Source organism: Streptomyces sp. NBC_01508, assembly GCF_045040315.1.
Classification (GTDB): Bacteria; Actinomycetota; Actinomycetes; order Streptomycetales; family Streptomycetaceae; genus Streptomyces.
In genome coordinates this window covers 2681643-2708317 of sequence record NZ_CP109419.1, presented here as the reverse complement: position 1 = coordinate 2708317, position 26675 = coordinate 2681643, and the positions used below count along the sequence as shown (strand labels likewise).

Annotated in this window: 24 protein-coding genes; 14 read left to right on the top strand and 10 right to left on the bottom strand. The window is 71.6% G+C overall.

Annotation, left to right across the window (positions count from 1 at the left end):
• Nucleotides 1-9 precede the first annotated feature (9 nt).
• A complete protein-coding gene (locus tag OG700_RS12185) occupies nt 10-1125 on the bottom strand; it encodes a magnesium and cobalt transport protein CorA (RefSeq protein WP_405612706.1) in 1116 nt (371 codons plus the stop codon).
• A gap of 477 nt (nt 1126-1602) precedes the next feature.
• On the opposite strand from OG700_RS12185, the gene OG700_RS12180 reads away from it, so the two are divergent.
• From OG700_RS12180 to OG700_RS12165, 4 genes are all read left to right on the top strand, one after another.
• Entirely contained in the window at nt 1603-2244 is a 642-nt protein-coding gene (locus OG700_RS12180) for a suppressor of fused domain protein (protein ID WP_405612703.1), read from the top strand.
• A gap of 355 nt (nt 2245-2599) precedes the next feature.
• Complete coding sequence (locus OG700_RS12175) at nt 2600-3238, top strand: DUF6758 family protein (RefSeq protein ID WP_405612701.1); 639 nt, start codon at nt 2600-2602, stop codon at nt 3236-3238.
• Between the two features lie 100 nt (nt 3239-3338).
• Complete coding sequence (locus OG700_RS12170; RefSeq protein WP_405612699.1) at nt 3339-4208, top strand: PHP domain-containing protein; 870 nt, start codon at nt 3339-3341, stop codon at nt 4206-4208.
• A 143-nt stretch (nt 4209-4351) separates the two neighbouring features.
• Nucleotides 4352-4957, top strand: coding sequence for a MarC family protein (locus OG700_RS12165; protein ID WP_023538843.1), 606 nt, complete (start codon nt 4352-4354; stop codon nt 4955-4957).
• Between the two features lie 82 nt (nt 4958-5039).
• On the opposite strand, the gene OG700_RS12160 is transcribed toward OG700_RS12165, so the two are convergent.
• Nucleotides 5040-5192 (bottom strand): hypothetical protein, encoded by a 153-nt coding sequence (locus OG700_RS12160; protein ID WP_187280063.1) that lies wholly within the window; start codon nt 5190-5192, stop codon nt 5040-5042.
• Between the two features lie 176 nt (nt 5193-5368).
• Here OG700_RS12160 and OG700_RS12155 point away from each other — a divergent pair, with 176 nt between their 5' ends.
• Nucleotides 5369-6280 (top strand): NYN domain-containing protein, encoded by a 912-nt coding sequence (locus tag OG700_RS12155; RefSeq protein WP_405612696.1) that lies wholly within the window; start codon nt 5369-5371, stop codon nt 6278-6280.
• A 9-nt stretch (nt 6281-6289) separates the two neighbouring features.
• On the opposite strand, the gene OG700_RS12150 is transcribed toward OG700_RS12155, so the two are convergent.
• Nucleotides 6290-7144, bottom strand: a complete 855-nt coding sequence (locus OG700_RS12150) for an alpha/beta fold hydrolase (protein ID WP_405612694.1) — start codon at nt 7142-7144, stop codon at nt 6290-6292.
• A gap of 166 nt (nt 7145-7310) precedes the next feature.
• Nucleotides 7311-9149: a DEAD/DEAH box helicase gene (locus OG700_RS12145; RefSeq protein ID WP_405612692.1), complete on the bottom strand. Its 1839-nt coding sequence runs from the start codon at nt 9147-9149 to the stop codon at nt 7311-7313.
• Nucleotides 9150-9646: 497 nt separating this feature from the next.
• Between OG700_RS12145 and OG700_RS12140 the strand changes: the two genes are divergently transcribed.
• On the top strand, nt 9647-10414 hold the full coding sequence (locus tag OG700_RS12140; protein WP_405621629.1) for a ferritin-like fold-containing protein: 768 nt from the start codon (nt 9647-9649) through the stop codon (nt 10412-10414).
• A 15-nt stretch (nt 10415-10429) separates the two neighbouring features.
• Here OG700_RS12140 and OG700_RS12135 read toward each other — a convergent pair whose 3' ends face one another.
• The 4 genes from OG700_RS12135 to OG700_RS12120 form a co-directional block, all read right to left on the bottom strand.
• Complete coding sequence (locus tag OG700_RS12135; RefSeq protein ID WP_405612690.1) at nt 10430-10699, bottom strand: hypothetical protein; 270 nt, start codon at nt 10697-10699, stop codon at nt 10430-10432.
• Between the two features lie 182 nt (nt 10700-10881).
• Nucleotides 10882-11109: a DUF3107 domain-containing protein gene (locus OG700_RS12130; RefSeq protein ID WP_405612687.1), complete on the bottom strand. Its 228-nt coding sequence runs from the start codon at nt 11107-11109 to the stop codon at nt 10882-10884.
• Nucleotides 11110-11233: 124 nt separating this feature from the next.
• Nucleotides 11234-11884, bottom strand: coding sequence for a TetR/AcrR family transcriptional regulator (locus tag OG700_RS12125; RefSeq protein WP_405612685.1), 651 nt, complete (start codon nt 11882-11884; stop codon nt 11234-11236).
• Nucleotides 11885-12105: 221 nt separating this feature from the next.
• A complete protein-coding gene (locus OG700_RS12120) occupies nt 12106-12378 on the bottom strand; it encodes a hypothetical protein (protein WP_405612683.1) in 273 nt (90 codons plus the stop codon).
• Between the two features lie 172 nt (nt 12379-12550).
• On the opposite strand from OG700_RS12120, the gene OG700_RS12115 reads away from it, so the two are divergent.
• The 7 genes from OG700_RS12115 to moeZ all read left to right on the top strand — a co-directional run bounded on the left by OG700_RS12115 (nt 12551) and on the right by moeZ (nt 21344).
• Nucleotides 12551-13633, top strand: coding sequence for an alpha/beta fold hydrolase (locus OG700_RS12115; protein ID WP_405612680.1), 1083 nt, complete (start codon nt 12551-12553; stop codon nt 13631-13633).
• An 8-nt stretch (nt 13634-13641) separates the two neighbouring features.
• Nucleotides 13642-14985 (top strand): DUF3152 domain-containing protein, encoded by a 1344-nt coding sequence (locus OG700_RS12110; protein WP_405612678.1) that lies wholly within the window; start codon nt 13642-13644, stop codon nt 14983-14985.
• A gap of 209 nt (nt 14986-15194) precedes the next feature.
• Nucleotides 15195-17021 carry a DUF3492 domain-containing protein gene (locus OG700_RS12105; protein ID WP_405621626.1) on the top strand — a complete coding sequence of 609 codons (1827 nt, stop codon included), beginning with the start codon at nt 15195-15197 and terminating at the stop codon, nt 17019-17021.
• On the top strand, nt 17014-18162 hold the full coding sequence (locus OG700_RS12100; RefSeq protein WP_405612675.1) for a hypothetical protein: 1149 nt from the start codon (nt 17014-17016) through the stop codon (nt 18160-18162). Before OG700_RS12105 ends, OG700_RS12100 begins: the two co-directional genes overlap by 8 nt.
• 181 nt (nt 18163-18343) lie before the next feature.
• On the top strand, nt 18344-19345 hold the full coding sequence (locus tag OG700_RS12095; RefSeq protein ID WP_405612673.1) for an NAD-dependent epimerase/dehydratase family protein: 1002 nt from the start codon (nt 18344-18346) through the stop codon (nt 19343-19345).
• On the top strand, nt 19333-20094 hold the full coding sequence (locus OG700_RS12090) for a spherulation-specific family 4 protein (protein ID WP_405612670.1): 762 nt from the start codon (nt 19333-19335) through the stop codon (nt 20092-20094). Before OG700_RS12095 ends, OG700_RS12090 begins: the two co-directional genes overlap by 13 nt.
• A gap of 71 nt (nt 20095-20165) precedes the next feature.
• The gene (moeZ, locus tag OG700_RS12085; protein ID WP_405612668.1) at nt 20166-21344 is read left to right on the top strand and encodes an adenylyltransferase/sulfurtransferase MoeZ; all 1179 of its coding nucleotides are present in this window, start codon (nt 20166-20168) and stop codon (nt 21342-21344) included.
• 100 nt (nt 21345-21444) lie between these two features.
• Here the strand turns inward: moeZ and OG700_RS12080 are convergent, their stop codons facing one another.
• Entirely contained in the window at nt 21445-23100 is a 1656-nt protein-coding gene (locus tag OG700_RS12080; protein WP_405612666.1) for an alpha/beta hydrolase, read from the bottom strand.
• Nucleotides 23101-23178: 78 nt separating this feature from the next.
• A complete protein-coding gene (locus tag OG700_RS12075; RefSeq protein ID WP_405612664.1) occupies nt 23179-25959 on the bottom strand; it encodes a lysylphosphatidylglycerol synthase domain-containing protein in 2781 nt (926 codons plus the stop codon).
• A 161-nt stretch (nt 25960-26120) separates the two neighbouring features.
• On the opposite strand from OG700_RS12075, the gene OG700_RS12070 reads away from it, so the two are divergent.
• Nucleotides 26121-26513 carry an MGMT family protein gene (locus OG700_RS12070; protein ID WP_405612662.1) on the top strand — a complete coding sequence of 131 codons (393 nt, stop codon included), beginning with the start codon at nt 26121-26123 and terminating at the stop codon, nt 26511-26513.
• Nucleotides 26514-26675 lie beyond the last annotated feature (162 nt).

The window sequence follows — 26675 nt, the reverse complement described above, 5'->3', positions numbered from 1 at the left end:
CCCGGAGCCCTACAGCCACCCGTTGCGCTTCAGCGTCCGGTGGATGGTGAGACACACGACCGCGATGCCGCCCAGCACCATCGGGTAGCCGTACTTCCACTCCAGTTCGGGCATGTGGTCGAAGTTCATGCCGTAGACCCCGCAGACGGCCGTCGGTACGGCGATGATCGCCGCCCAGGACGTGATCTTGCGCATGTCCTCGTTCTGCGCGACGGTCGCCTGCGCCAGATTGGCCTGGAGGATCGAGTTGAGCAGCTCGTCGAAGCCGACGACCTCCTCGTGCACCCGGGCCAGGTGGTCCGCGACGTCCCGGAAGTACTTCTGCACGTCGGGTTCGACCAGCCGCATCGGACGCTCGCTCAGCAGCTGCATCGGGCGCAGCAGCGGCGCCACGGCCCGCTTGAACTCCAGTACCTCGCGCTTGAGTTGGTAGATCCGCCCGGCGTCCGAGCCGCGCGGGCTGCCCTTCGCGGGCGCCGAGAAGACATCGATCTCGACCTCGTCGATGTCGTCCTGCACGGCAGCGGCCACCGCGATGTAGCCGTCGACGACATGGTCGGCGATGGCGTGCAGGACGGACGACGGCCCTTTGGCGAGCAGTTCGCTGTCCTCCTCCAGCCGGTGCCGCAGCGCGCGCAGCGAGCCCTTGCCGCCGTGCCGCACGGTGATGACGAAGTCCCGGCCGGTGAAGCACATGACCTCGCCGGTCTCCACGACCTCACTGGTCGCGGTGAGTTCGGCGTGCTCCACGTAGTGGATGGTCTTGAAGACGGCGAAGAGGGTGTCGTCGTACCGCTCCAGCTTGGGCCGCTGATGGGCGTGCACGGCGTCCTCGACGGCGAGCGGGTGCAGCCCGAACTCGGCCGCGATACCGGCGAATTCGGCCTCGGTCGGCTCATGGAGGCCGATCCAGGCGAAGCCGCCGCCCTTGCGCACCTCCAGCATCGCCTCGTGCGGGGTGAGGCACGGCTCGTCCTTCACCCGGCGGCCGTCGCGGTAGACGGCGCAGTCGACGACGGCGCTGGAGGCCGAGGGGTCGCGGGTGGAGTCGTACGGGCTGTGGGCGTTGTTGCTCTTGCGCAGGGACGGACGGACCGCCGCACGCAGGTCACGGATCATCGACATGGCTGGCTCCTCACGGAGAGGCCGTCGGCGGGGCGTGGCGCAGCCCGGAACGGGGACGTGACGCGCGTACGTGCGGCGGGCCATCGCATCGCGATGACATGCCATGAGGTGACATGACGCGGCGTGTGTACGTCCGCAAAGCGGGCGGCACCGCGAGGACGCGGTGACGGCGTTCGCTACAGACAGGCAAAACAGAGCTGGTGCAGTGCTCTTCCGTCGTGCGACAAGCCGCGGGCCTGTACGGGGCAGGGCCTCAGAGCGAGGCGGTACAGCGCGAGGAAGAGCGGCTGGTACTGGCCGGGTGACTTCGATCCACCGCAGCCCCACCTCCTCCGGCCGGTCCCCCGTAGGGGATGACGTGTGTCGGAACCGGAGAGCGACGCTTGCGCGCGCTGTCCCGACCGGCGGCCCAGACTAGCAGTCGATCGGGGCCAATTCGGTCTCTTGCCCGTTAAGGCGGCGTTCTATGCTCGCCGGATGGCAGAAGTTCTCTCTCTGGTCGAGGCCCGGTTGCGTACGGCGCTCGGCGAACCCGACGCCCGCGCCGCGATGACGTTCGTGGGCACGGACCGTATCGAGGTGCTGCGCTTCCTCGACGCGGGGGAGCGGGAGGAGCCGGGGGAGCCCCCGGGTTCCGCCGACTCCTCCTACGGAGGCGCCGTCGTGCGGTACGCCACGCTGGGGATGTCCGCGCGGCCGATGGCCGACCCCACGGTCGTCGTCGCCGACCCGGACCGCGGACCGCGAGCGGAACTGGTCCTGTCGGTACGCGCCGGGCTCGCCGACACCGACAAGGTGCTGCGCCCTCTCGCCGTACTGGCCGCGTCGCCCCAGGTCGAGGGCCTGGTTGCGGTGCCGGGCGCGTCCCTGGAGGTCGGTGAACCCCTGTGGCCGGGCGCGCCGTTCAGCTCCGTGCTCGTCGCCGAGTCCGGCGGACTGGTGCCCGATCTGGAACTGGCCGCGCCGCTCGACCCCGTACGGTTCCTGCCGCTGCTTCCGATGACGCCCAACGAGGCCGCGTGGAAGCGGGTCAAGGGCGCGCAGGCGCTCCAGGAGCGGTGGCTGGCGCACGGGACGGATCTGCGCGACCCGCTGCGCGGCTCGGTGCCGCTCGACTAGGGCCTCTCGTTTGGATCTTGCCGGGCTCGCGGTCCCTGGCACCGCGCCTCGCCGCGTTGACAGCGTCTTTCGAAGGCATCCGAGTACGCCCAGTACGAGAGCGATCCTCCGCCTTGCGATCGCACGCACCAGACGCCGTCGGCCCCGCCCTTCGGGCGGACGGCGCTACTTTCGCAACACGCCCCCAGGGGTACGCCCCCAGGGGGCGTACGCCGGTGCGCGGCGAGCCGCCGGACCTTGTACGCCGCCGGAAGGAGTACCCGTCTCGTACAGGCCGCCGGTATTTGCCAGGGTTATGTGCCGGACGGGTGATCGTCCTTGACGGGGCGTCGACCGGGGAGGACCGTTGGGCTCTATGAGGGGCGAACCAGGTTGCCCGAAGTGCGGTGGCCGGGTCAGGGCGCCCGGTCTCTTCGCCGACTCCTGGCAGTGCGACACGCACGGCACGGTGCATCCGATGCAGCCGGTCATACCGCCCAGCGTCGAAGCCCTCGGAGTCGTGGTGAACCGCGCCCGGGTCCCCGTCTGGATGCCCTGGCCGCTCCCCGTCGGCTGGCTCTACACCGGTGTGGCGTACGCGGGCGACGACCGCAGCGGCGGCCGGGCCACCGCCGTCGCGTGCTCCGGACCCGGCCCGCTCGGCGGCTCCGGGGAATTGCTGCTGGTCGCCGAGGAGCTCGGTGTCGGACTCGGGGCGCGGTACGCGGGGATCGACGGACCCGACCCGGGTCCGCACATCCGTGTCGATCAGCCCCCGCACGCCAAACTGCTGGCCGCCGGCCGCCCCACCCCGCTCTGGCACGTGCCCGACGTCCCGCCGGACCGCGCGGTCTTCGCGGGCGAGGCACTGGGGCTGTGGCTCTGGGCGATCGTCTGGCCGGAGCAGACGGGGCTGCTGATGTACGACGAGCTGGTGCTGACCGATCTGCGGGACGCGGGCGCCGAGGTCGAACTGCTGCCGTGCGGGGCGCTGTCCCCGCGCCTGTTGAGCTGACGGAGGGCCGCGGCGTCCCGCGCCGGCGCGGCCGGGACGGCTCTGCGCGCCCGTTATCCTGGAGCGTCCCCTGCCCGCCCGAGCTCCTGGAGTACGCGTCGTGCGCATCGACCTGCACACCCACTCCACGGCGTCGGACGGTACGGACACCCCGGCCGAGCTGGTACGTAACGCCGCGGCGGCCGGCCTGGACGTCGTCGCGCTCACCGACCACGACACGACCCGGGGCCACGCCGAGGCCGTCAAGGCCCTCGCCGATCTCGACAGCGGCCTGACTCTGGTCACCGGCGCCGAGCTGTCCTGCCGGACCGACGGTGTGAGCTTGCACATGCTGGCGTACCTCTTCGACGCCGACGAGCCCCAACTGCTGCGCGAGCGCGAGCTGGTGCGCGACGACCGGGTGCCGCGGGCGCGGGCGATGGTGGCCAAGCTCCAGGAGCTGGGCGTCCCGATCACCTGGGAGCAGGTCGCCCGGATCGCCGGGGACGGCTCGATCGGCCGCCCGCACGTCGCGTCGGCGCTCGTCGAACTGGGCATCGTGGGCTCGGTCGACGAGGCGTTCACCTCCCAGTGGCTCTCCGACCACGGCCGGGTGCACGTGCCCCGGCACGAGCTCGACCCCTTCGACGCGGTCCGGCTGGTCAAGGCCGCCGGCGGTGTCACCGTCATCGCGCATCCGCTGGCCGTGACCCGGGGCGCGGTCGTGGCCGAGGCGGCCATCGCGCGGCTGGCCGAGGCGGGGCTCGACGGCATCGAGGTCGACCACATGAACCACGACGAGCCCACGCGCGTACGGCTGCGCGGACTCGCCGCCGAGCTGGGCCTGCTCACCACCGGCTCCAGCGACTACCACGGCAGCCGGAAGACCGTCCGGCTCGGGGAGTACCGCACCGACCCGGAGATCTACGGCGAGATCGTCCGGCGGGCCTCGGGCGCGTTCCCGGTGCCCGGCACGGGCGGACACGCGTAAGCGACCCGTATCGCTCGGCCCGTACCTCGTCGTACGCACCCGTACGCACCCGTACGCACCCGTCGTACCCCGCACTCCGTACGTACTCCGCACCGCTTCCCGAGCCCCGCGCTCCCTCCGCCCACTCCTCGCAAGGCCACACCGTGTTCGACGCCGCCGTTTTCGGCTCCCTCTTCCTGACCCTCTTCGTGATCATGGACCCGCCCGGGATCACGCCGATCTTCCTCGCCCTCACCTCCGGACGACCCGCCAAGGTCCAGCGCCGGATGGCCTGGCAGGCGGTGGCCGTCGCCTTCGGCGTGATCACCGTCTTCGGCCTCCTGGGCCAGCAGATCCTCGACTATCTGCATGTGTCCGTCCCCGCGCTGATGATCGCGGGCGGACTGCTCCTGCTGCTCATCGCGCTCGATCTGCTCACCGGCAAGACCGACGAGCCCAAGCAGACGAAGGACGTCAACGTCGCCCTCGTACCGCTCGGCATGCCGCTCCTGGCCGGCCCCGGCGCGATCGTCTCCGTGATCCTCGCCGTCCAGCACGCCGACGGCGCGGCGGCCCAGGCGTCCGTGTGGGCGGCGATCGTGGCGATGCACGCCGTGCTCTGGCTGACGATGCGCTACTCGCTGGTGATCATCCGGCTGATCAAGGACGGCGGTGTGGTGCTGGTGACCCGGCTCGCCGGGATGATGCTCTCGGCCATCGCCGTGCAGCAGATCATCAACGGCGTCACCCAGGTCGTCCAGGGTGCCTGACACCAAAGCGCCCCCGCACGGTTGGTCCGTGCGGGGGCGTCTCGACATGAGCCGATCAGTGGATCCGATGGGATCCAAGAATTCACGAGGCCGTGGTGACGGCCGGTCGGATATAGAGGCGCTGCCCTGTTGAGGCGGCCTGCTGCACGATCTGGTTGACGGAGGCGGCGTCCACAACGGTGCTGTCGACGGCGGTGCCGTCCGCATCGTTCAGTCGCATGATCTCGAAGCGCATATCGCTTCTCCCTTCGTCTGATCCTCCGTAGGAGAACTGTGTGTGACGGATAGCCCGTCGTTGATTACATAAGGCCACAACGCCTTGCCCTCTGCAAACATTCCCTACACTAAGGAAAATTTTCAGCTCGCTAACTACTGGCGGGTACAGCCGCGCCCACGGACAATGGACCCCGTATGAGCGAGGCAGAGATCAACCCCGACATCGCCGAGGTCGGCGCCCGCCTGGAGCGCACCAACGAACTGCTCCAGCGGATGCTCGCCGAGGTCGCGAAGACCCCGTCCACCCACGCCATCTTCGTCGACGCGGGTTACGTCTACGCCGCGGCCGGATTACTGGTCGCCGGAACCGAGGACCGGCGGGCCTTCGATCTCGACTCCGAAGGGCTCATCGAGGCGTTCATCGACAAGGCGCGCACGATCTTCGCGGACAGCAGGCTGCTGCGCGTCTACTGGTACGACGGCGCGCGGCGGCGTATCCACACGCCCGAGCAGCAGTCCATCGCCGAACTGCCCGACGTCAAGGTCCGCCTCGGCAATCTCAACGCCAACAACCAGCAGAAGGGCGTCGATTCGCTGATCCGCACGGATCTCGAATCGCTCGCCAGGCACCGCGCCATCAGCGACGCCGCGCTCGTGGGCGGTGACGAGGACCTGGTGTCCGCCGTCGAGGCCGCGCAGGGGTACGGCGCACGCGTCCACCTCTGGGGCATCGAGGCGGGCGACGGCCGCAACCAGGCCGAGCCGCTGCTGTGGGAGGTCGACAGCCAGCGCACCTTCGACCTCGACTTCTGGAAGCCGTACGTGACCCGGCGGCCGGTCACCACGTACGAGAACGAGGGCGATCCGCCGCCCTCGCGCGAACAGGTGCGCTTCATCGGCGCGCAGATCGCCGCGACCTGGCTGGTGGGACGGGGGCGGGTGGCGATGGCGGAACTGCTGCCCGGCCATCCCTATCTGCCGGGCCCGGTGGACCAGGATCTGCTGATCGAGGCGGAGAAGCTGCTGCAACGGTCGCTGCGGGGGCACGCCGTGCTGCGGCGGTCGCTGCGCGACGGGTTCTGGCAGCACCTGGAGGCGCAGTTCTGAGCCTCGCGCTCAGCTCTGGGGGCTGTCGTCCCAGAAGGCGCTGAGCGCGGCGGCCGTACGCGACGGCTGATCGGTGTTCGGCGAGTGCTCGGCGCCCTCGATCACCGTCCTGCGCGCGCCCAGCCGTCGCGCCATGTCGTCGAGCAACGGCACCGGCCAGGTGTCGTCCCGCTCGCCGGACACCACATGAAGGGGCAGGCGCGGTACCGCCGCCAGCTCCGCCACCCGGTCCGGCTCCACCGTCAACTGCCGCCCCGTGGCGATCAGTTGGGCCGGGTTGTGGCGCAGCCAGCGACGGCGCAGCTCCGTGCCGTCGACATCCGTCTCCTCCGGCGGCTCCATCGCCCGGATGCCCTCCCAGACCTCCGCCATGTCCATGTGTGTGAGCGCCAGGGCCTCGCTCAGCAGCCGTACCCGCTCCTGCTGGGAGGGTGCGATACGGGCGGGGCCCGAGGAGATCAGCGTCAGCGAGCGGAACGGCTCCGGGTCCGTCAGGACGGCGGCGCGGGCGATCTGCCCGCCCAGCGAGTGCCCCACGAGATGGACCGGGGTGCCGGCCGCCGCCGCCTGCGCCAGCACATCGGCCGCCAACTCCTGCTGTGCGTAAGCCTCTTGGGAGTCGGGGCCGGCGGACTCGTACTGCCCGCGGCCGTCCACGGAGACGACGCGGTAGCCGGCCGCGGTGAGCGGTTCCAGCATCGCGATGAAGTCCTCCTTGCTGCCGGTGTATCCGGGCAGCAGGAGCGCGGTGCCCCGCGGCGTCCCCCCGGGGCGCGCGTCGAGCACCGCGAAGTGCCCGCGCCGCGTCGACAGCTGGAGCGCGCGGGCACAGGGCGGGGGAGTGAACGTGGGCGGCCGGCTCATGCGACGAGCGTAAGACCCCAGGCCCACCGCCGCCTCACCCGGCCGGGGCGCCGAGACGCCCCCGCCTCACCCGGCCGGGGCGCCGAGACGCCCTCCTACGGAGGCGCGCACACGCCGATGGCCCGGTCCCCGCGAAGGGGAGACCGGGCCATCGGCGTACGCGGTGTCAGCTCTCGGGCTGGGCGACCGCCGCACGCGCACGGCGGCGGCGCGGCTTGGCCTCGGAGGCGGGGGCGTCGGCCACCGCCGTGTCGGCCGTCTTCACCGTCTCGGCCTCGACCGGGGCCTTGGCGCGCGTACGGCGCCGTGGCTTGGTCTCGGTCTTCGGCTCGGCGTCGATGTCGGTGACCACGGCCGGAGCCGCCGCCTCGACGGTGTCCACGGCCGTGACCTCGACCGCGGGCTTGGCGGCGCGCGTACGACGACGGCGCGGCTTGGCGACCACCTCGGCACCGGCGGCGGCGTCCGCGTCGGCCTTCGGCTCGGCGAGCGGCTCGACGAACACGTCCGGTGCGGGCTGCGCCACGGTCGCGGCCACGGCGGCCGCCGCCTCGGCGGGCACGCTCACGCGCGTACGCCGGCGGCGACGCGGGATGCGCGGCTCGGTGCCGTCCGCGCCCTCGGCGGTGTCGACCGCTCCGGCCGCCGCGGCCGACGTCTCCGTCACCGTCTGCGCCTCGCCGGCCTCCAGGGAAGTCCCGCCGCGTGTACGGCGGCGCTGCCGCGGCGTACGCGTACGCGCCGGGCGCTCCTCCTGTACGGCGGTGGCCGTCCGGGCCGACGGACCGGTGGCCGACTTGCGGCCGCGACCGCCCGTCTCGCCCAGATCCTCGACCTGCTCCGCCGACAGACCGGCACGTGTCCGGTCCGTACGCGGCAGGATGCCCTTCGTCCCGGCGGGGATGTCGAGCTCCTCGAAGAGGTGCGGCGATGTCGAGTACGTCTCCGGCGGGTCCGGGAAGCCCAGGTCCAGCGCCTTGTTGATCAGCTGCCAGCGCGGGATGTCGTCCCAGTCGACCAGCGTCACGGCGATACCGGACGCGCCCGCGCGGCCGGTGCGGCCGATGCGGTGGAGGTAGGTCTTCTCCTCCTCCGGCGACTGGTAGTTGATGACGTGCGTCACGCCTTCGACGTCGATACCGCGAGCGGCGACGTCGGTGCAGACGAGGACGTCCACCTTGCCGTTGCGGAACGCGCGCAGCGCCTGCTCACGCGCCCCCTGGCCCAGGTCGCCGTGGACGGCGCCCGAGGCGAAGCCGCGCTGGGCGAGCTGGTCGGCGATGTCGGCGGCCGTACGCTTCGTACGGCAGAAGATCATCGCGAGCCCGCGGCCCTCGGCCTGGAGGATGCGCGCGACCAGCTCCGGCTTGTCCATGGAGTGGGCGCGGTAGACGCGCTGGGTGGTGTTGGCGACCGTCGCGCCCGCGTCGTCCGGCGACGTGGCGCTGATGTGCGTCGGCTGCGACATGTAGCGACGGGCGAGACCGATGACCGCGCCCGGCATGGTGGCCGAGAACAGCATCGTCTGGCGCTTCGGCGGCAGCAGCTGGATGATCCGCTCGACGTCGGGCAGGAAGCCCAGGTCGAGCATCTCGTCGGCCTCGTCCAGGACGAGTCCGCGCACGTGCGACAGGTCGAGCTTGCGCTGGCCCGCCAGGTCCAGGAGGCGGCCCGGAGTGCCGACGATCACGTCGACGCCCTTCTTCAGGGCTTCGACCTGCGGTTCGTAGGCACGGCCGCCGTAGATCGCCAGTACGCGCACGTTGCGCACCTTGCCGGCGGTCTGGAGGTCGTTGGTGACCTGCTGGCACAGCTCGCGGGTGGGGACGACCACGAGGGCCTGCGGAGCGTTGGTGAGCTGCTCGGGAACGGCCCGGCCCGCCTCGACGTCGGCGGGGACGGTGACGCGCTCAAGGAGCGGCAGGCCGAAGCCGAGCGTCTTGCCGGTGCCGGTCTTGGCCTGGCCGATGACGTCCTTGCCGGACAGCGCGACCGGCAGGGTCATCTCTTGGATGGGGAACGGAGACACGATGCCGACGGCTTCAAGCGCTTCGGCTGTCTCGGGAAGGATTCCGAGGTCTCGGAAAGTCGTAGTCAGGGTGCTGCCTCTTCTGTGAGACGCGACGCGAGGCGAACGCTGGGGGTCGTACCGCACCTGGGTACTCGGCCGGCCGTGGATTGGCCGGATGGCGCGGGACCACTGCCGTCGCTCGAGCGCTCGTGCCGCTGAGGGGGCCCCTCATCTGCGGTCATACGCAGCTGTGCGTACGGTCCGCGCGGAGGGCGGTCGGGGTCGGAGCCGATCGGGCCACCGACCGGGCATCCTCATGGGGCCTGTCCGGGACAGATCTCCCGGTCAAACACTGCGATGGCCCACCGAATACTCGGCAGGCGCATTACCACTGTACCCCGGAATCGCGCATGTGTGTTGGACGAATTCGTCTCAACGGTATGCGAGCAGTGTCTGACCAGGCCCTTACGCGGTGTGCGGAGCGGGCTATTGTGCGCTCCATGGAGACGTCTGACAACGCCACTGCGCCCGAGTCCACACCCGGATCCGCACCCTCGGAACACACCGGGATCGCCGCCCAGGACTGGGCGACGGCCTCCGCCGACCCGAAGTACCGGGCCGCGGTCGTGGATCTGCTGGGAGCACTCGCCTACGGCGAACTGGCGGCTTTCGAGCGGCTCGCCGAGGACGCCAAACTCGCGCCGACGCTGGACGACAAGGCGGAACTCGCGAAGATGGCCTCCGCCGAATTCCACCATTTCGAGAGATTGCGCGACCGGCTCGGGGAAATCGACGCCGATCCCACGGGCGCCATGGATCCCTTCGCCGCCGCACTGGACGCGTTCCACCGGCAGACCGCGCCGTCGGACTGGCTGGAGGGCCTGGTCAAGGCGTACGTGGGTGACTCGATCGCCAGCGACTTCTACCGCGAGGTGGCCGCGCGGCTGGACTCCGACACCCGTGGACTGGTCCTCGCTGTGCTCGATGACACAGGGCACGGCAATTTCGCGGTCGAGAAGGTCCGGGCGGCGATCGAGGCCGAACCACGGGTCGGCGGGCGGCTCGCGCTCTGGGCGCGGCGGCTGATGGGCGAGGCGCTGTCGCAGGCGCAGCGCGTGGTGGCCGACCGGGACGCGCTGTCGACGATGCTGGTGGGCGGGGTCGCCGACGGCTTCGACCTGGCCGAGGTGGGCCGGATGTTCTCGCGGATCACCGAGGCGCACACCAAGCGGATGGCGGCGCTGGGGCTGGCCGCCTGAGAGACGGGCCGGGAGTCAGGACGGCATGGGCCGGCGCAGACCATGGCCCGCGGGGCGCAGCAGCAGCGAGAGCAGGACCACCCCGACGGCCACCGCGCCGATCAGCGTCGCGACGACGTGACCGGGGCCGAGCGCCGCGTGGGTGAGCACCGCGCCGAAGAGGGAGCCCAGGGAACCCGCGGCGAGCACGGGTCGGCGGGAGGGGAGCCGGTGGGGCAGGCGCTGGAGGGCGGCCCACGAGGCGCCGAGTCCGAGCAGGACCGCACCGAGAGCTTCCAAGATCACTGCTGGTCACCTCACGAAGCACGCTGGGCAATCCGGTCGTAGCCCGGTCTACCCGCGGTGCGCGCGGAGCAACCCTCCGCGATCCGAAGAGCCAACGAACGAAGGAGTGGCCCGGCGGGATCTCTCCCACCGGGCCACTCCCGTGTGGCCGTGGTGCTGTTACGGCGGTTGAACGGTTCGCACTAGAGAGTGCCGAAGCCCACCCGTCGTGTCGTCGGCTCGCCGATCTCCACGTACGCGATCCGTTCGGCCGGTACGAGCACCTTCCGCCCCTTTTCGTCCGTGAGGCTGAGCAGCTTCGCCTTGCCGGCGAGTGCGTCGGCGACGGCGCTCTCGACCTCCTCGGCGGACTGCCCGCTCTCCAGAACGATCTCGCGGGGCGTGTGCTGCACGCCGATCTTGACCTCCACCGCTATGTCCCTCCGAACGGTCGGTGCGTTGCGCGGTCAACCGCGCGGTACCCAGCACACATTAGCCCGGCGGGACGGTGCTCAGGACGGTGGCGGGGCACGCCCGCAGCGAACACGGACCGGGTCAGGCGCCGGGGTGCTGCTCGCTGCCGTGCAGCGGGAATCCGGCGATGCCGCGCCAGGCGAGCGAGGTGAGAAGTTCCACGGCCTTCTCGCGCGGGATGACCGACTCGCTGGAGAGCCAGTAGCGGGCCACCACCTGGGAGACGCCGCCGAGTCCGACGGCCAGCATCATGGACTCCTCCTTGGAAAGGCCGGTGTCCGAGGCGATCACGTCGGAGATCGCCTCCGCGCACTGGAGCGCCACCCGGTCGACGCGTTCGCGCACGGCGGGCTCGTTCGTCAGATCGGACTCGAAGACCAGCCGGAACGCGCCGCCCTCGTCCTCGACGTAGGCGAAGTACGCGTCCATGGTGGCCGCGACCCGGAGTTTGTTGTCGGTCGTCGACGCGAGGGCCGTGCGCACCGCGTGGAGCAGGGCCTCGCAGTGCTGGTCGAGCAGCGCCAGATAGAGGTCCAGCTTTCCCGGGAAGTGCTGGTAGAGGACGGGCTTGCTGACGCCGGCCCGTTCCGCGATGTCGTCCATCGCCGCGGCGTGGTAACCCTGTGCGACGAAGACTTCCTGAGCCGCGCCCAGGAGCTGATTGCGTCGAGCGCGGCGTGGCAGGCGCGTGCCTCGCGGGCGCGCCGCCTCGGTCTGCTCTATGGCTGTCACGCCGCCTCCCAGAATCGTTCCGTGCGCGCTGTGCGCCGCCTTGCCATCGTACTTTTGGGTAACCCGGCTGTGCGTGGTCAGGTCGCAGAATTTCACGGACCGGACGGTCGGGGAGCCGGATGTCCGTCCGGCCCCGGATACGTCGGCGGTACGTCGGCGGAAAAATGTATCCAATGCTGACAAAAGGCGGACCCGGTCCTGAGCGGTCGCTCACCGGTCGCTCAGCGGTAGTCGTCCTCGTCGAGGGAGACGATACGCGCCTGCTCGGCGGCGTCCGTCTCGTCCGCCTCGGTCGTATCGATGGGGGCCGGCGGATCGTCGCCCTCGGGCCGCACGTCCGCGCGCTGCTCGGCGGCGTCGGCCTCCGGGGTCTCCTCGTCGAGGTCTTCGAGTGCGCCGGAATCCGTCCCGGCGCCCCGTGCCTTGTTCTCGGGGTTCTCGGGGTCGTTGGGGTCGTTCGGGAATGTGTCCGGGTCGCTCGGGTCCGCCGACATGGCGCCCCTTCCTCTCCGGTCGTCTTCCGACCTCCACTCACGCCTCCGTTCGCGAAATGAGGCGTACGCGTCCGCGTACTTACGAGGGTAGGAGGTCCGCACCCGCGGCGCTATGTGTCCTGTGACGGTGAACACGCGAACCGGCACGTGATCGTCTCGTAACATTGCCCGCATGTCTTCGACCGAGCTGCCGGAAACCCTCGCCGCCGCCGTCCCGCGCGTGAGTACCGTCCGGGTCGCCGACGGTGAGCGGCTGCGTTCGGTCGCCCTGCCCGGCCTGACCCTGAACGTGCGCTCACGGCCCCCGACGCGCCCCGGACTGCCGCACGCGCTGTACGTGCACGGCCTCGGCGGCTCCTCGCAGAACTGGTCCGACCTGATGCCGCTGCTGGCCGACGTGGTCGACGGCGAGGCGGTCGACCTGCCCGGCTTCGGGGATTCCCCGCCGCCGGAGGACCGCAACTACTCGATCACCGCCCACGCGCGGGCCGTGATCCGGCTGCTCGACGCGAGCGGCCACGGCGCGGTGCACCTCTTCGGTAACTCCCTGGGCGGAGCCGTCACGACCCGGGTCGCCGCCGCCCGCCCCGACCTGGTGCGCACCCTCACCCTCGTCTCGCCCGCGCTGCCCGAGATCCGCGTGCAGCGCAACGCCGTGCCGACCGCCCTGCTGGCCGTGCCCGGTGTCGCCGCCCTCTTCGGGCGGATGACGCGCGGGTGGACGGCCGAGCAGCGCACTCGTGGGGTGATGGCCCTCTGTTACGGCGACCCCGGCCGGGTCTCCGAGGAAGGGCTGCGGCACGCGGTGGAGGAGATGGAGCGACGGCAGGAACTGCCGTACTTCTGGGAGGCGATGACCCGTTCTGCGCGCGGCATCGTCGACGCGTACACCCTCGGTGGGCAGCAAGGGCTGTGGCGGCAGGCCGAGCGGGTTCTCGCCCCGACACTGCTGGTGTACGGAGGGCGGGACCAACTCGTTTCGTACCGAATGGCACGCAAGGCGTCCGCCGCTTTCCGGGATTCGCGACTCCTGACGCTTCCGGACGCCGGGCATGTTGCCATGATGGAGTATCCGAAGGCCGTCGGCGAGGCCGCGCGGAGTCTCGTCCGGGAGTCGGACGGGGCTGACGGCGGGGCGGCGGGTGAGACGAACGACCGTGCCGGCCGTAATGACGGTGGGGACGGCACCCTCGTGGGTGACAGCGGCGGCGACAATGACGACGGCAACAACGGCAACGACAGTGGCGGGAGCTGATCCTGGGCGTGGGACGACACAGCCGTAAAGGCCCCGCACCCCAGGGATCCGACAGCAAGAAGCGGGCCCCCTCCGGGGGCACCCCGCCGGCCGGTGAGCGGGCGGCGCCCCCCGCGCCGCCTCCCGGCGAGCGGGACCACGCCGCACCGGCGTACGGCACGCCCGCCCACGGCGTGCCGCAGGTGCGCGGCGGGCATCCCGAACACCCTGAGCCCGGCGGCGGTTGGGGCGGGCAGCAGCGCTACGGGGACTGGCAGGGCGGCGGGGGCGGGCCTCAGGGGTCGCAGCACCCGCAGCACCCGCAGGGTCCTCAGCAGCAGCAGCCGGGACCGGGCCGGGGGACGGGTTCGGCGCCGACCGGCGGTCGGCGCCGGGTGCCGGGACCGCGTCGCGAGTTCATCGACGCCTTCGACGCGCCGCCCTCCGCGCACACCCCCGCCACCGACCGGGACGACGAGAGCGGCCGTCCCGGCGTGGACTCCGCGGACGGCTCCGTGGTCACCGCCGCCGAGGGCGACGCGGAACGGCCCGCCAAGAGCGGTCTGGGGCGCACCTTCACCGGGATCGCCGCGGCGGCGGTGACCACGGTGCTCGCCGTCGTGGTGGCCGGTCAGGTCACCGACGGCGGCGGCTCCCGGGCCGACGCGCGGCCCTCGGGCGAGGTCACCCGCGACGGCGAGGACGCCGCCTCGCGCTCGGACGGCAGGCCGACCCCGAAGGAGCCCGCGGTCGAGGCCCCGGCGTTGCCTCTCACCTACAGCCAGTTGATGACCAAGCAGTTCCCGCTGGCCGCCGATCTGCAGGGCTCGGGCGAGTTCGAGGCGGTCCCCGGACTGGCCGAGGCGCCCGGCGAGGGCCTGAAGGTCCGCTACCGGATCGATGTCGAGAAGGGCCTCGGGCTCGACGAGAAGCTGTTCGCCGACGCCGTGCACAGAACCCTCAACGACGACCGGAGCTGGGCCCACAACGGAGCCATGACCTTCGAGCGGATCGCCAAGGGAACGCCCCGCTTCGTGATCACCCTGGCCAGCCCCGGGACCACGGCCGAGTGGTGCGCCAAGTCCGGACTGGACACCTCCGTCGACAACGTGTCGTGCGACTCCGCCGCGACCGATCGCGTCATGATCAACGCGTTCCGCTGGGCGCGGGGCGCCGAGACTTACGGCCCCAAGGCGATGCACACCTACCGGCAGATGCTGATCAACCACGAGATCGGGCACCGGCTCGGGCACGACCACGTGAGCTGCCGCACACCGGGCTCACTCGCCCCCGTGATGCAGCAGCAGACCAAGACGCTCGATCTCGACGGCGTGAAGTGCAAGCCCAACCCCTGGGCGTTTCCGGGCAGTTGAGGCACCGGCCGCAGCTTGACGCAGCGTGATCGAGTAATCCCATACCGCGACGGAACGCTGTCGTGGTGGGAAAGTTACGTGCATTCACCCCTTCTGGTGGTGCGACGGACAACCGTCCGCCGTTCCACCGTCATGTCCGCTTACGGTCGTCCCGCTGCGAGTCGCCGATTCAACGGCGGCTTCCCACAAGGGAGATCGGGGGTGTGCTCGTGCGGATCGGACTGCTTACGGACGGTGGCTACCCGTATGCCACGGGTGAGTCCAGGCTGTGGTGCGACCGGCTCGTACGCGGGCTCGCACAGCACGAGTTCGACATCTACGCGCTCAGTCGCAGCGCCCGCCAGGAGGGCACCGGCTGGATCCGGCTGCCGCCCTCCGTACAGCGGGTGCGCACGGCGCCGCTCTGGTCGGCGGAGGGGGACGGGCGGGCGTACGGCCGGCGCGAACGGCGGCGCTTCACAGGGCACTTCGGGGATCTGATCACCGCCGTCTGCACCCCGGACGGGCAAGCAGCCGGGAGCGCGGGCGACGACGACGCGCGGAGCGTGAGCGCCTTCGCCGAAGGGCTGTACGGGCTCGCCGAGCTGGCGCGCGAGCACGGCGGTCTGGCCACTGCCCTGCGGTCGGAGGCCGCCGTACGGATCCTGGAGGCCGCCTGCCACGCCCCCGGCGCACGCCGGAGCGTGCGCGGCGCCACCGTCCCCGACTACCTGGTCTTCGCCGACCAGTTGGAGCGCGCGCTGCGCCCGCTCTCCCTCGACTGGTACGACGACGACGGCCTCGGCGCCGTCGACCTCTGTCACGCGACAACGGGCGGATCCGCCGCCCTGCCGGGGCTTCTGGCCAAACGCTTCTTCGGGGCGCCGCTGCTGGTCACCGAGTACGGCGTCCAGCTCCGTGCCCACTACCTGGCCGCCGGACCCGGCGGTGACGCGCCCCTGCGCGCGCCGGTGCGCGCCCTGCTCGCGGCTTTCCAGGGCCGGCTCGCCGCCGAGGTCTACCGGCAGGCCGCCGTCATCACCTCCGGCAACACCCACGCCAGACGCTGGCAGGAGCGCTGCGGCGCAGCCCGCGCCAAACTGCGCACCGTCTACCCCGGCATGGAGACGGAGCGTTTCGCGGCGCTGGGGGAGAGCGGGGAGAGCGGGGAAGGCGGCGCGGGCGGGGAAGGCGGCGATCCGAACACCCTCGTCTGGGTCGGGCGGATCGAGCCCGCCAAGGACCTCATCTCCCTGCTGCACGCCTTCGCCGACATCCGTAAGGAGGAGCCCGCGGCGCGGCTGAGGATCATCGGCGCCGCGGCGCGGGGCGCGGAGGCGACCGCGTATCTCGCCCACTGCCGCGCGCTCGCCGCCCAGTTGTTCCCCGACGAGGCGGCCGACGCGCACGCCGTGGGCGACAACTGCGTCTCCTTCGAGGAGGTCGGCGGGCCCGGCGCGCCGGAGCTGGTGGACGCGTACGCGGCGGGCGGGGTGATCGTCCTGTCCAGCATCATCGAGGGCTTCCCGGTCAGCCTGGTCGAAGCGATGTTCTGCGGGCGCGCGACGGTCTCGACCGACGTCGGCGCGGTCGTCGAAGTCATCGGCGGCACGGGGCTCGTGGTGCCCCCGCGCAACCCGCGGGCGCTTGCCGACGCCTGTGTCGCGCTGTTGCGCGACCCGGAGCGGCGCGGACGGCTGGGCGCCGCCGCACGCGCCCGCGCGCTGGAACTCTTCACCGTCGAGCAGAATCTGGCGGCGTTCCGCGGCATCTACCTGGAGCTGATCTCGCACGCCCCGGTCCGGCGCTCTGCCGAGACCGTGAACGCGCACGGTGAGCCGCTGCCGTTCGCCAACCCCGCGGAGGCGTACGTACCCGGCCACTGGACCGCCGGACAGGCGAGGACCGTACCGATGCCGATGCCGGCGCCGCCGCCGATCCCCTTATCCGTATCTGTATCCGCCGCCCTGTCCGTCCCCGCCGCGACCTACGCGCCGCGTCCCACGGAGGCGGTCGCCGTCGGCGCCGGACAGGCCCTGGGGGAGAGCGATGTCTGACGCGGGCACCACACGCACGGGGGCCACAGGACTCACCCGGCGGCCGGGCCCGGCCGACCCCGTCAGGACGCTGATGCACAGCCACCGCGAGCTGTGCGAGCGCGCCGTCGACCCGCTGGAGATCGCGGCCGGTCTGGAGGCGCACGGTGTCACCGACCGGGCCGCCGCGCGCTTCCGGCACCGGGACGTCTTCTCCCTCGCGGAGGAGCTGTACGCACGCGTGCCACGCGCCGCGGAGAGCGACACGGACGCCGACACGGACGCCGACACCACCGTGCCCCACCCGGCGCGTTCCACCGATCCGCGCGCCCGGTGGACACTGCGCACCCTGCTCCCGGGCGCCGTGTGCGCCGTCGCCGTGGTCGCGCCGGGGCACGCCGGTGGAGCCGGTGGAGGAGTGCGGCTCGCGATAGGCGTGGCGGGGGCCGTCGCCCTCGCCATCGCGCTCACCGTCGCCGTCCGGCGCGGACCGCTGCGCGTCGAGGGCCACACCGCCCGTGTCTCGCGCCTGTGGGTGTGCTGGCTGCTGGCGTACGTGCTGTACGGCGACCGGCTGCCGCACCTGTCGGCCGGCGGCGGCCCGCACGGGACGTCGCCCCTGACGGACGCGGCGGCGCCGCTCCTGGCCCTGGCGTTCGCCGTGGCCCCCGCCGCCTGGTGCGCCCATCTGCTCGCCCTGCAAGCGAGGCGCGGGCTCACCGACAGCCGCGGACTGGCCGAGTTCGCCTCCCGGACCCGGCCGCCGCTGCTCGGCCTGCTCGTGCTGTACGTCCTCACACTGACCGCCCTGGCCCTCCTCGCCGAACTCGTCATCGGCGCCGACCGGGGCACGGGCGCCGGTCACCCCGTCGCGACCGTGGCCCTCGGCGCGCTGCTGTTCCTCGCCCGGCTGCTCACCGTCCACGGCTTCCCGAAGGCGGCGGCGACCGGCCTCGCCACCGCCTGCGCCGTCGAGGCGCTGGCCCTCGTCCTCGCGACGGCGGGCCGCGTTCCCGGCTTCGAGACCGTCTCCGCCCCCGTCCGGGTCCTCGTCGACGCGGGAGGAGCCGGCGCCGTACCAGCCGTCGCCTGCGGCGCCGCCGCGCTCGGACTGCTGATCCACGCCGCCGTCGCACTGCCCCGGGCCTCGGCCCACACCTGACCGGCGGACCACCGACCTACGGCGCACACCCCCCGTCCGGACCGGATCCGGACCCACAGACCTCCCGCGGAGCCGACGCCGCGGGCGTAACCCGAAGCACACCGCAACACCCTCTAAGGAGACGACAGAACATGACCCCTCAACCCCCAGCACCGGCACGTCGGAACCAAGGGGCAGCGCGATGAGGGTCCTGCTGCTCGGTGCCAACGGTTTCCTCGGGCGCTTCGTCGCCGACCGGCTGCTCGCCGACCCGGCCGTCCATCTGACCGCACTCGGCCGCGGCGACGACGCCGACGTACGGTTCGACCTCGCCGGCGGCAGCCCCGGAGCTCTCACCCGCTTCCTGGACGCCGTCCACCCCGGAGTCGTCATCAACTGCGCGGGCGCCACCCGGGGCGGCGCCCGTGACCTGACCCGGCACAACACCGTCGCCGTCGCCACCGTCTGCGAGGCGCTGCGCCGCAGCGGCTGCGGCGCCCGTCTCGTCCAGCTCGGCTGCTCCTCCGAGTACGGCCCCTCCCAACCGGGCTCGTCCACCGCCGAGGACGCGGTGCCCCGGCCCGGCGGCCCCTACGGGGTGAGCAAGCTGGCCGCCAGCGAACTGGTGCTCGGCGCCGGGCTCGACGCCGTCGTGCTCCGGGTCTTCTCGCCCGTGGGGCCCGGCACGCCCGCGGGCTCCCCGCTCGGCAGACTCGCCGAGGCGATGCGCCGCGCCATGCAGTCCGGCGACGGCGAGCTGAAGCTCAGCGGACTGGGCGTACAGCGCGACTTCGTGGACGTGCGCGACGTGGCCCGTGCCGTGCACGCCGCCTCGCTCTCGGCCGCGCAGGGCGTCGTCAACATCGGTACGGGGCGCGCGGTCCGGCTCAGGGACGCCGCCGCCGTCCTCGCGAGGGTCGCCGGATACGGCGGCGCCCTGCACGAACTGGACGCGCCCGGCGGCCAGCCGCGCCCCGTGCACGCCGCCCACGCCAACCACGGCACCCACGCCACCCTCGGCCCGCAGCGCGGCGAGCACCCGTCGGAGCAGCTGGGCAGCGGCCCGATCCCGTATCCCGACGGCTGCGGCGGCTGGCAGCAGGCCGACGTCCGCACGGCGCGCGACCGGCTCGGCTGGCGGCCCCGTATCAACCTGGAGGAATCGCTCGCCGACATCTGGATGGAGGCGGCATGCCGCATCTGACGACCAGCGGGGGCAGCCGGTCGGCCACCGGGGCCGCCGGGCTGGGTTTCGGCATCCCCGGATACGCGCATCCACTGCTCGCGCCGGTCGAGTGGGCCGAACTGACGCGCCCCGGAACGCCGTTGCACTGGGCCGTGCTCAATGTCGCCAACGGGCCGGGCACCATGCCGGACCCGCACTGCCTGGAAGCCGCGGGCCGGCTGAGGAACGCGGGCGTGCGGGTGCTCGGCCATCTCGACCTCGCGTACGGCGCCCGGAGTTTCGGCGAGATCATCTCCGACGCGCACGACTTCCACGACTGGTACCGCGTCGACGGCTTCTATCTGGACCGGTGTCCGTCGCAGGCGTCGTACCTCCCCGAGGTCAGACGTACGGCGGCGACGCTGGACACGGTCGCCCACCGCGGCCATCTGGTCCTCGGCCACGGCACCCATCCGTACCCCGGATACGCCGAGATCGCCGACCAGTTGGTCACCTTCCGCGGGCCGTGGACCGACTACCGCTGGTCACAGGTGGCCGAGTGGACGGCGGACCATCCGCCCGAGCGCTTCGCGCATCTCGTCCACGGGGTGCCGCGCAGCCATCTGGACGAGGCGATGCGGATCGCGCGCTGGCAGGGTGCGGGCACGATCTTCTTCACCGACCGGGGCGAACACGACGAGCGGACCGGACAGAACAGCCCATTCGCGGCGCTGCCCGGCTACTGGGACGAAATCGTCTCGCAGATCGGACCGGGTGTCTCGGAATGAGAAGGCGCGTGGCAGTGTTACTTGAGGAACAAACGTACTGACCAATCGACCAATCCCCTGTTGAGGTCCCTGTGTCGCTGCCACCCCTGGTCGAGCCCGCTGCCGAGCTCACCGTCGACGAGGTCCGCAGGTACTCCCGTCACCTGATCATCCCGGACGTCGGGATGGACGGGCAGAAGCGGCTGAAGAACGCGAAGGTGCTCATCGTGGGCGCCGGCGGGCTCGGCTCGCCCGCGCTGATGTATCTGGCCGCGGCCGGTGTCGGCACGCTCGGCATCGTGGAGTTCGACGAGGTCGACGAGTCGAATCTCCAGCGGCAGATCATCCACAGTCAGGCGGACATCGGCCGTTCGAAGGCCGCTTCCGCGCGTGACTCCGTCCTCGGCATCAACCCGCTGGTGAAGGTCGTCCTTCACGAGGAGCGGCTTGAGTCCGAGAACGTGATGGAGATCTTCGCCCAGTACGACCTGATCGTGGACGGCACGGACAACTTCGCCACCCGCTATCTGGTCAACGACGCGTGTGTGCTGCTGGGCAAGCCGTACGTATGGGGCTCGATCTACCGCTTCGACGGTCAGGCGAGCGTCTTCTGGTCCGAGCACGGTCCCTGCTACCGCTGCCTCTACCCGGAGCCGCCGCCGCCCGGCATGGTCCCGAGCTGCGCCGAGGGCGGCGTTCTCGGCGTCCTGTGCGCGTCGATCGGGTCCATCCAGGTCAACGAGGCGATCAAGCTCCTCGCGGGCATCGGTGAGCCGCTGCTCGGCCGCCTGATGATCTACGACGCACTGGAGATGCAGTACCGCCAGGTCAAGGTGCGCAAGGACCCGGACTGCGCGGTCTGCGGCGAGAACCCGACCGTCACCGAACTCATCGACTACGAGGCCTTCTGCGGCGTCGTGTCCGAGGAGGCGCAGGTGGCGGCGGCCGGTTCGACGATCACTCCGAAGCAGCTCAAGGAGTGGCTGGACGACGGCGAGAACATCGAGCTGATCGATGTGCGGGAGCCGAACGAGTTCGAGATCGTCTCGATCCCGGGCGCCAAGCTGATCCCGAAGAACGAGTTCCTGATGGGGAACGCGCTCCAGGATCTGCCGCAGGACAAGAAGATCGTCCTGAACTGCAAGACGGGTGTCCGCAGTGCGGAAGTGCTCGCGGTGCTGAAGTCGGCGGGCTTCGCCGACGCCGTGCACGTCGGCGGCGGCGTGGTCGGCTGGGTCCACCAGATCGAGCCGGAGAAGCCGATCTACTGAGTGGCACAACCTATGGAGGAGGCCGGTCCACGAGGTACGTGGACCGGCCTCCTCCATATGTCCGCGTATGCGGTGCGCAGCCGCGCCCCGCCCTACCGCGTCACTTGCAGACCGTCCCGGTCTTCGGCACCTTGCCGTTCAGCAGATAGCCGTCCACGGCGTCCTGCACACACGCGCTGCCGGCGTTGTACGCGCCGTGCCCCTGGCCCTCGTACGTCAGCTCGATGCCGACGCCCTTGCCGAGCGCCTTCGCCATCGCCCGCGCGCCCTCGTACGGCGTCGCCGGGTCACCGGTGTTGCCGATGACCAGGATCGGGGCCGCGCCCGGCGCGCTGACGTCGGGCTTGTCCCACTCGCCCGGCACCGGCCACTCGGAGCAGCCCAGCAGCCCCCAGCCGAGGAGGTCGCCGAAGACCGGCGACGCCTCGCGGAACTCGGGGAGCTTCGCCTTCGTCTGCGCGAGCGTGTAACGCTCCTTGGAGTCCACGCAGTTGACGGCCGCGTTGGCCGCCTGGATGTTGCTGTACTGGCCCTTCTCGTTGCGGCCGTTCATCGCGTCCGACAGGACGAGCAGCAGCGCGCCGCTGCCGCCGTCGGCCTCGTCCAGCCCCTGTTCGAGCAGCGGCCAGTACTCCTTCGAATAGAGCGCCTGGGCAATGCCGTTGGTGGCCTGGGTCTCGGTGAGCTGCCGGCCGCCCAGACCGGCGATCGGCTTCTTGTCGAGCCGGTCGAGCAGGCCGACGACGAAGTCCTCGATCTCCTGCGGGGTGCTGCCCGGCAGCTTGCACGCGTCGCCGCGGCTGACGCAGTCCTTCGCGAAGTTGGTGAGGGCGAGCTGGAAGCCCTTGGCCTGGCCGAGCGAGCCCTGTTCGGAGGTCTCGCTCGGGTCCACCACGGCGTCGAAGACGGCGCGGCCCACGGACTTCGGATACAGATGGGCGTAGACGCCGCCCAGTTCGGTGCCGTACGAGATACCGAAGTAGTTGAGCTTGTCGTCGCCGAGGACCTGGCGCATCAGCTCCATGTCGCGTGCGGCGTTGACGGTGCCGACGTGCGGGAGCGCCTTGCCGGCCTTCTGCTCGCAGCCACCGGCGTACCACTTGAGGTCGTCGACGTACGACTTCTCCTCGGCGCTGTCGTCCGGGGTCATGTCCTTGGCGTAGTACGCGTCGAGCTGCTTGTCGTCCTTGCACTCCACGGGGTCGCTGCGGCCGACGCCGCGCGGGTCGAAACTGACCAGGTCGTAGCGGGTGCGCAGCTTGTCGTAGTCCTTGCCGAAGGAGGGCAGCCCGGTCACACCGGAACCGCCGGGCCCGCCGAAGTTGAAGACGAGCGAGCCGATGCGCTTGTCCGGGGTGCTCGTCCTCGCCCGGATCAGGGCCAGCGGGATCGTGTCGCCCTTGGGCTTCGCGTAGTCCAGCGGGGCGGTCATGGTGGCGCACTCCCACTTGGTGCCGCCGGGCAGCGGCGACGGGGCCGTACCACCGCCCTCGGCCGCCGACGGGGTCGGGCACGCCTTCCAGTCCAGCTTCTGGGAGGTCAGGTCGCCTGGCGCGGCGGTCTCGGCCGCGTCCTGGCTGTCTTGATTGCTCCGGCTGTTCTGGCCGCCCTGGTCGCCGCTGTCGGAGTTCGAACCGGAGCCGGAGCATCCGGCGGCGGCCAGCAGCGTGGCGACGGTGACGGCGGTGACGGCGGTCAGCGCCGGGCGGCGCCGCCCGGCGGGAGCGGTGGACGGGGAGAAGGATGGCATCGGCATCCTCCTATCGTGCGTCGTGGCGGACGGCGGCGCGCGGCCCGGGGTCCAGCCGGGTGGTGGCAGCGCGCCGAGCGCCCCTCAGAGGGCTTCCCTGCGGGTGAGGTAGTGGAAGCACACCCAGCCGGGCAGCACCGGCAGCCACAGCGTCAGCATCCGGTACAGCAGCACCGCGGGGACCGCGACCGCCGGCGATACGCCCACGAAGATGAGACCGCCCGTCAGGGCGTACTCGACGGCGCCCACACCGCCCGGCGTCGGGGCCGCCGACCCCAGCGCGTTGCCCGCGAGGAAGACGACGGCGAGGCTCGCGTAGCTGAGCTGCTGGTTGCCGTCGTCGAAGGCCCGGACCGACGCGTCCAGGCACATCACGAACAGACCGGTCAGCAGCAGCATGCCGCCGATGCCGGTGACGAGCTTCATGGGCCGCTGGAGCACGTCGAGCATGCGCGGCACCACCCCGGCGAACAGCGAGCGCAGCCGCGTCACGACGAACTTCCGCAGGAACGGGATCGCGGTGACGACCAGCACCAGCACGGCGACCGTCAACAGGCCCGCGATCACCGTCCTCGACGGGGTGAGGGAGGCCGTCTTCTCCGTACCGGTGAGATAGCCGAAGGCGAGCAGCAGCAGGATGTGCGCCCCGAGCCCGAACAGCTGCGAGGCGCCGACACTGGCCACGGCGAGCCCCGGCCGTACGCCCGCGCGTTGCAGGAAGCGCGTGTTGAGCGCCACGCCGCCGACCGCCGGCGGGGCGACGATCTTGACGAAGGACCCGGCGACCTGTGCGACGACCGTACGCACGAACCCCACCCGCTCCGGCACGAAGCCGAGCAGGCTCATCGCCGCAGCGACGTAGCTGAGCGCCGAGAACAGGACGGCCGCCGCCACCCAGCCCCAGTGCGCCTGCGTGAAGACCGTGCCGAAGTCGTCCCCCGCGAGCTGCGAGAGCAGGTAGTACGCGGCGACGGCACCCGCGATGAAGCTGATCAGCGTGCGCGGTCTGATCCGTTCGAGCCGGACCGGTTCGACCGGTGCCTGCGGTCTGATGAGCAGCACCTGCGCGCGGATCTGGGAGAGCAGGTCCTCCTCGCGCGCCTCGTCCAGCGCGTCGTCCAGGGCTCTCTTCTCGGCCTGTTTCTCCGCGCGCAGCGACTTGCGGGCCGCCTTGCGTTCGGCGTCGGTGGCCGCGGTCCCCGCTTGGACCGTACGAGAGTGCTTGGCCGCCTCGGACGCCTGGAGCACCGCGTCGCGCTCGCGCTGGGACCGCTCACGGGCGAGCCGGCGCAGTGTGGTGCGCGTGGAGCGGCTGAGCGCGATCGGCTGGAGCAGCGGCAGACAGTCGGCGACGGTGTCGGGGCCGAGTACGGCCACGGCGTTCGCCACCGCGCGTTCGGCGCCGACACGCAGCCCGATCGTGGTGAGGAGCTGCGCGATGTCCATCCGCAGCACCACGTCACCCGCGGCGATCTCACCGCCGCGCAGATCGGTGACGATCACCTGGCCGTCCCGGTCGACCAGCAGCGCGTCGCCGGTGAGTCGGCGGTGGGCGATACGGCGCGACTGGAGCGCCTTGACCTGTTCCCAGGCGCCGCGCACCAGCTCGTCGGTGATCTCGTCGTCCGGCAGCGAGTCCAGGGAACGGCCGCCCATGTGCTCGTACACGAGGATGACGGCGTCGGGGCCCAGCTCCGAAGTGGCGATCAGCTTGGGGGCGTTGGCGCCGGCGGCGATGGCGGCGTAGGCGAGGAGTGCTTCCTGCTCCAGGGCCTGGCGCAGGGAGGGGATCGAGCGGCGGGTGCTGATCGAGCGCAGGGTGAGGCGCCGCCAGACCCGGTAGAAGAAGCCCTGCGCCTGCTGTTCGCGGTCGACGACCGTGACGTCCAGAGGTGGACCCTCGTCGAGGGTCACCAGATAGCGACGGCCCCGTTCGCCCTGCTCGGCCGAGTCGCCGGCCTCCTCCGGCTCGGCGCGCATCGCGCTGACGGGGCGGAAACCCACATGGCGAAGACCCGCCATCAGCGTCTGGCCGGTGGGCCGTACGTTCGGCGAACCGACTGTGTAGAGCGTGCCGTACGCGACGGTCCAGCCGATCAGCACGGTGAGGATGATCGAGAACGGTGTGGTGTAGCCCGCCACCAGCATCGCGAACGCGTCGAGCAGCAGCACCACCCACAGGACCACGCGCCAGCGCGGTCTGCGGGCCATCCCGACGGCCGTCATATAGGCGATGACGGGCGCGAGATAGCCGTGTACGGGGTCGGTGAGCCCTTCGCCGGGCGACGCACGTGTCAACGCGTCCTGGATGGAACCGGGCGCCGCGCGGGCGACCCAGAGATCGGTGGCGAGCGTCACACCGTGCGCGAGGACGGCGGCGAGCACGCCGTCGGCGATGCGCAGGCCGTCGCGTTTGATCAGCCGCTCGATCGCGAAGGCGACCGGGACGAGCAGCACGGCGATGCTGGAGATCAGACCGGCGACCTTGACGAGCAGGTCGGGGGCCTGGCCGGTGCCCTTGCTGATGTCCTGTTCGAGGCCGGACGTGGTGCCGTGGGCGAAGGCGGAGAGGCCGAGGACGACGGCGATGGCGAGGATGCCGATGAGCAGGCGCAGGAGGTCGGAGGGGCGGTGCACACGGGCGGCGAGCAGCGGCTCGTCGCCGGAGAGCGGGTCGGCGTGGCTTCCGGGAGGGGCGTCCCGGCGGATCACCTCGTCGGCCTCGGCTTCGGCTTCGGCGTTGGTGTCGGTCCCGGCTTCGGGGGCCGGTTCCGGGCGTGGCTCGGCGTCAGGGGTGCCGGCCACCGTCGGAGGCTGCACGCCCTGCTCCTTTGTCGAGTCTGTGTCTTCTTGATCTCGTATCACCAGTCACCGCCCGGATGATGGTGGCACGACAGGGTGACAGAGGGGGGTATCAGGGTGCATTGAGGAACACCGCGTCGGCACCGCCGCGCCCCGAGGCCCCGCCGCCGGGCCGGAGGGAGCGGCCGGGTGGACTGTCGGTGCCGTGCGGCAGGATGGGACGGATGACGAGCGACGAGCCCGACGAGGTGTCCGGAGACCTGCCCGCGTACGCGGAGCGGGTGCTCGACGTCGCCGACCTGATCCCGCCCGGCCGGGTCATGGCGTACGGCGACGTGGCCGAGTGGCTGGGGGAGGGCGGCCCGCGCCAGGTCGGCCGGACGATGGCGCTGTACGGCGGGGCCGTGCCCTGGTGGCGGGTGGTCCGCTCGGACGGTGTGCTGTTGGCCGGTCATGAGCTGCGGGCCCTGGCCCACTACCGTGAGGAGGGCACCCCGCTGCGGGAGGCCTCGCCCGGCGCCGAAGGCCATCTGCCACGCCTCGATATGAAACGGGCGCGATGGGACGGTCGGCCGCCGGAAACGGGCGCTGATACGGGCGATGCTGCTCACATCTGACAGTTTCTGACATTCAGCAGCGCGGCGGGAGGTCGTGCGAGTCCGCTGAGGACCGTACGGATGACGACGAGGCGCGGTGGCCGGGGCGAAAGCCGCGACCCGGGCGCCCGTGAAGGCCGTCAGATCATCGGGCGGACTCCCCGCTTCCGCGCCGTCCCACGG

Excerpts from the sequence above, each read along its gene's own strand:
- OG700_RS12185 (WP_405612706.1), bottom strand. The coding sequence starts at position 1,125 with ATGTCGATGATCCGTGACCTGCGTGCGGCGGTCCGTCCGTCCCTGCGC.
- OG700_RS12180 (WP_405612703.1), top strand. The coding sequence starts at position 1,603 with ATGGCAGAAGTTCTCTCTCTGGTCGAGGCCCGGTTGCGTACGGCGCTC.
- OG700_RS12175 (WP_405612701.1), top strand. The coding sequence starts at position 2,600 with ATGAGGGGCGAACCAGGTTGCCCGAAGTGCGGTGGCCGGGTCAGGGCG.
- OG700_RS12160 (WP_187280063.1), bottom strand. The coding sequence starts at position 5,192 with ATGCGCTTCGAGATCATGCGACTGAACGATGCGGACGGCACCGCCGTC.
- OG700_RS12155 (WP_405612696.1), top strand. The coding sequence starts at position 5,369 with ATGAGCGAGGCAGAGATCAACCCCGACATCGCCGAGGTCGGCGCCCGC.
- OG700_RS12150 (WP_405612694.1), bottom strand. The coding sequence starts at position 7,144 with ATGAGCCGGCCGCCCACGTTCACTCCCCCGCCCTGTGCCCGCGCGCTC.
- OG700_RS12145 (WP_405612692.1), bottom strand. The coding sequence starts at position 9,149 with ATGACCCTGCCGGTCGCGCTGTCCGGCAAGGACGTCATCGGCCAGGCC.
- OG700_RS12120 (WP_405612683.1), bottom strand. The coding sequence starts at position 12,378 with ATGTCGGCGGACCCGAGCGACCCGGACACATTCCCGAACGACCCCAAC.
- OG700_RS12115 (WP_405612680.1), top strand. The coding sequence starts at position 12,551 with ATGTCTTCGACCGAGCTGCCGGAAACCCTCGCCGCCGCCGTCCCGCGC.
- OG700_RS12100 (WP_405612675.1), top strand. The coding sequence starts at position 17,014 with ATGTCTGACGCGGGCACCACACGCACGGGGGCCACAGGACTCACCCGG.
- OG700_RS12095 (WP_405612673.1), top strand. The coding sequence starts at position 18,344 with ATGAGGGTCCTGCTGCTCGGTGCCAACGGTTTCCTCGGGCGCTTCGTC.
- OG700_RS12090 (WP_405612670.1), top strand. The coding sequence starts at position 19,333 with ATGCCGCATCTGACGACCAGCGGGGGCAGCCGGTCGGCCACCGGGGCC.
- OG700_RS12080 (WP_405612666.1), bottom strand. The coding sequence starts at position 23,100 with ATGCCGATGCCATCCTTCTCCCCGTCCACCGCTCCCGCCGGGCGGCGC.
- OG700_RS12070 (WP_405612662.1), top strand. The coding sequence starts at position 26,121 with ATGACGAGCGACGAGCCCGACGAGGTGTCCGGAGACCTGCCCGCGTAC.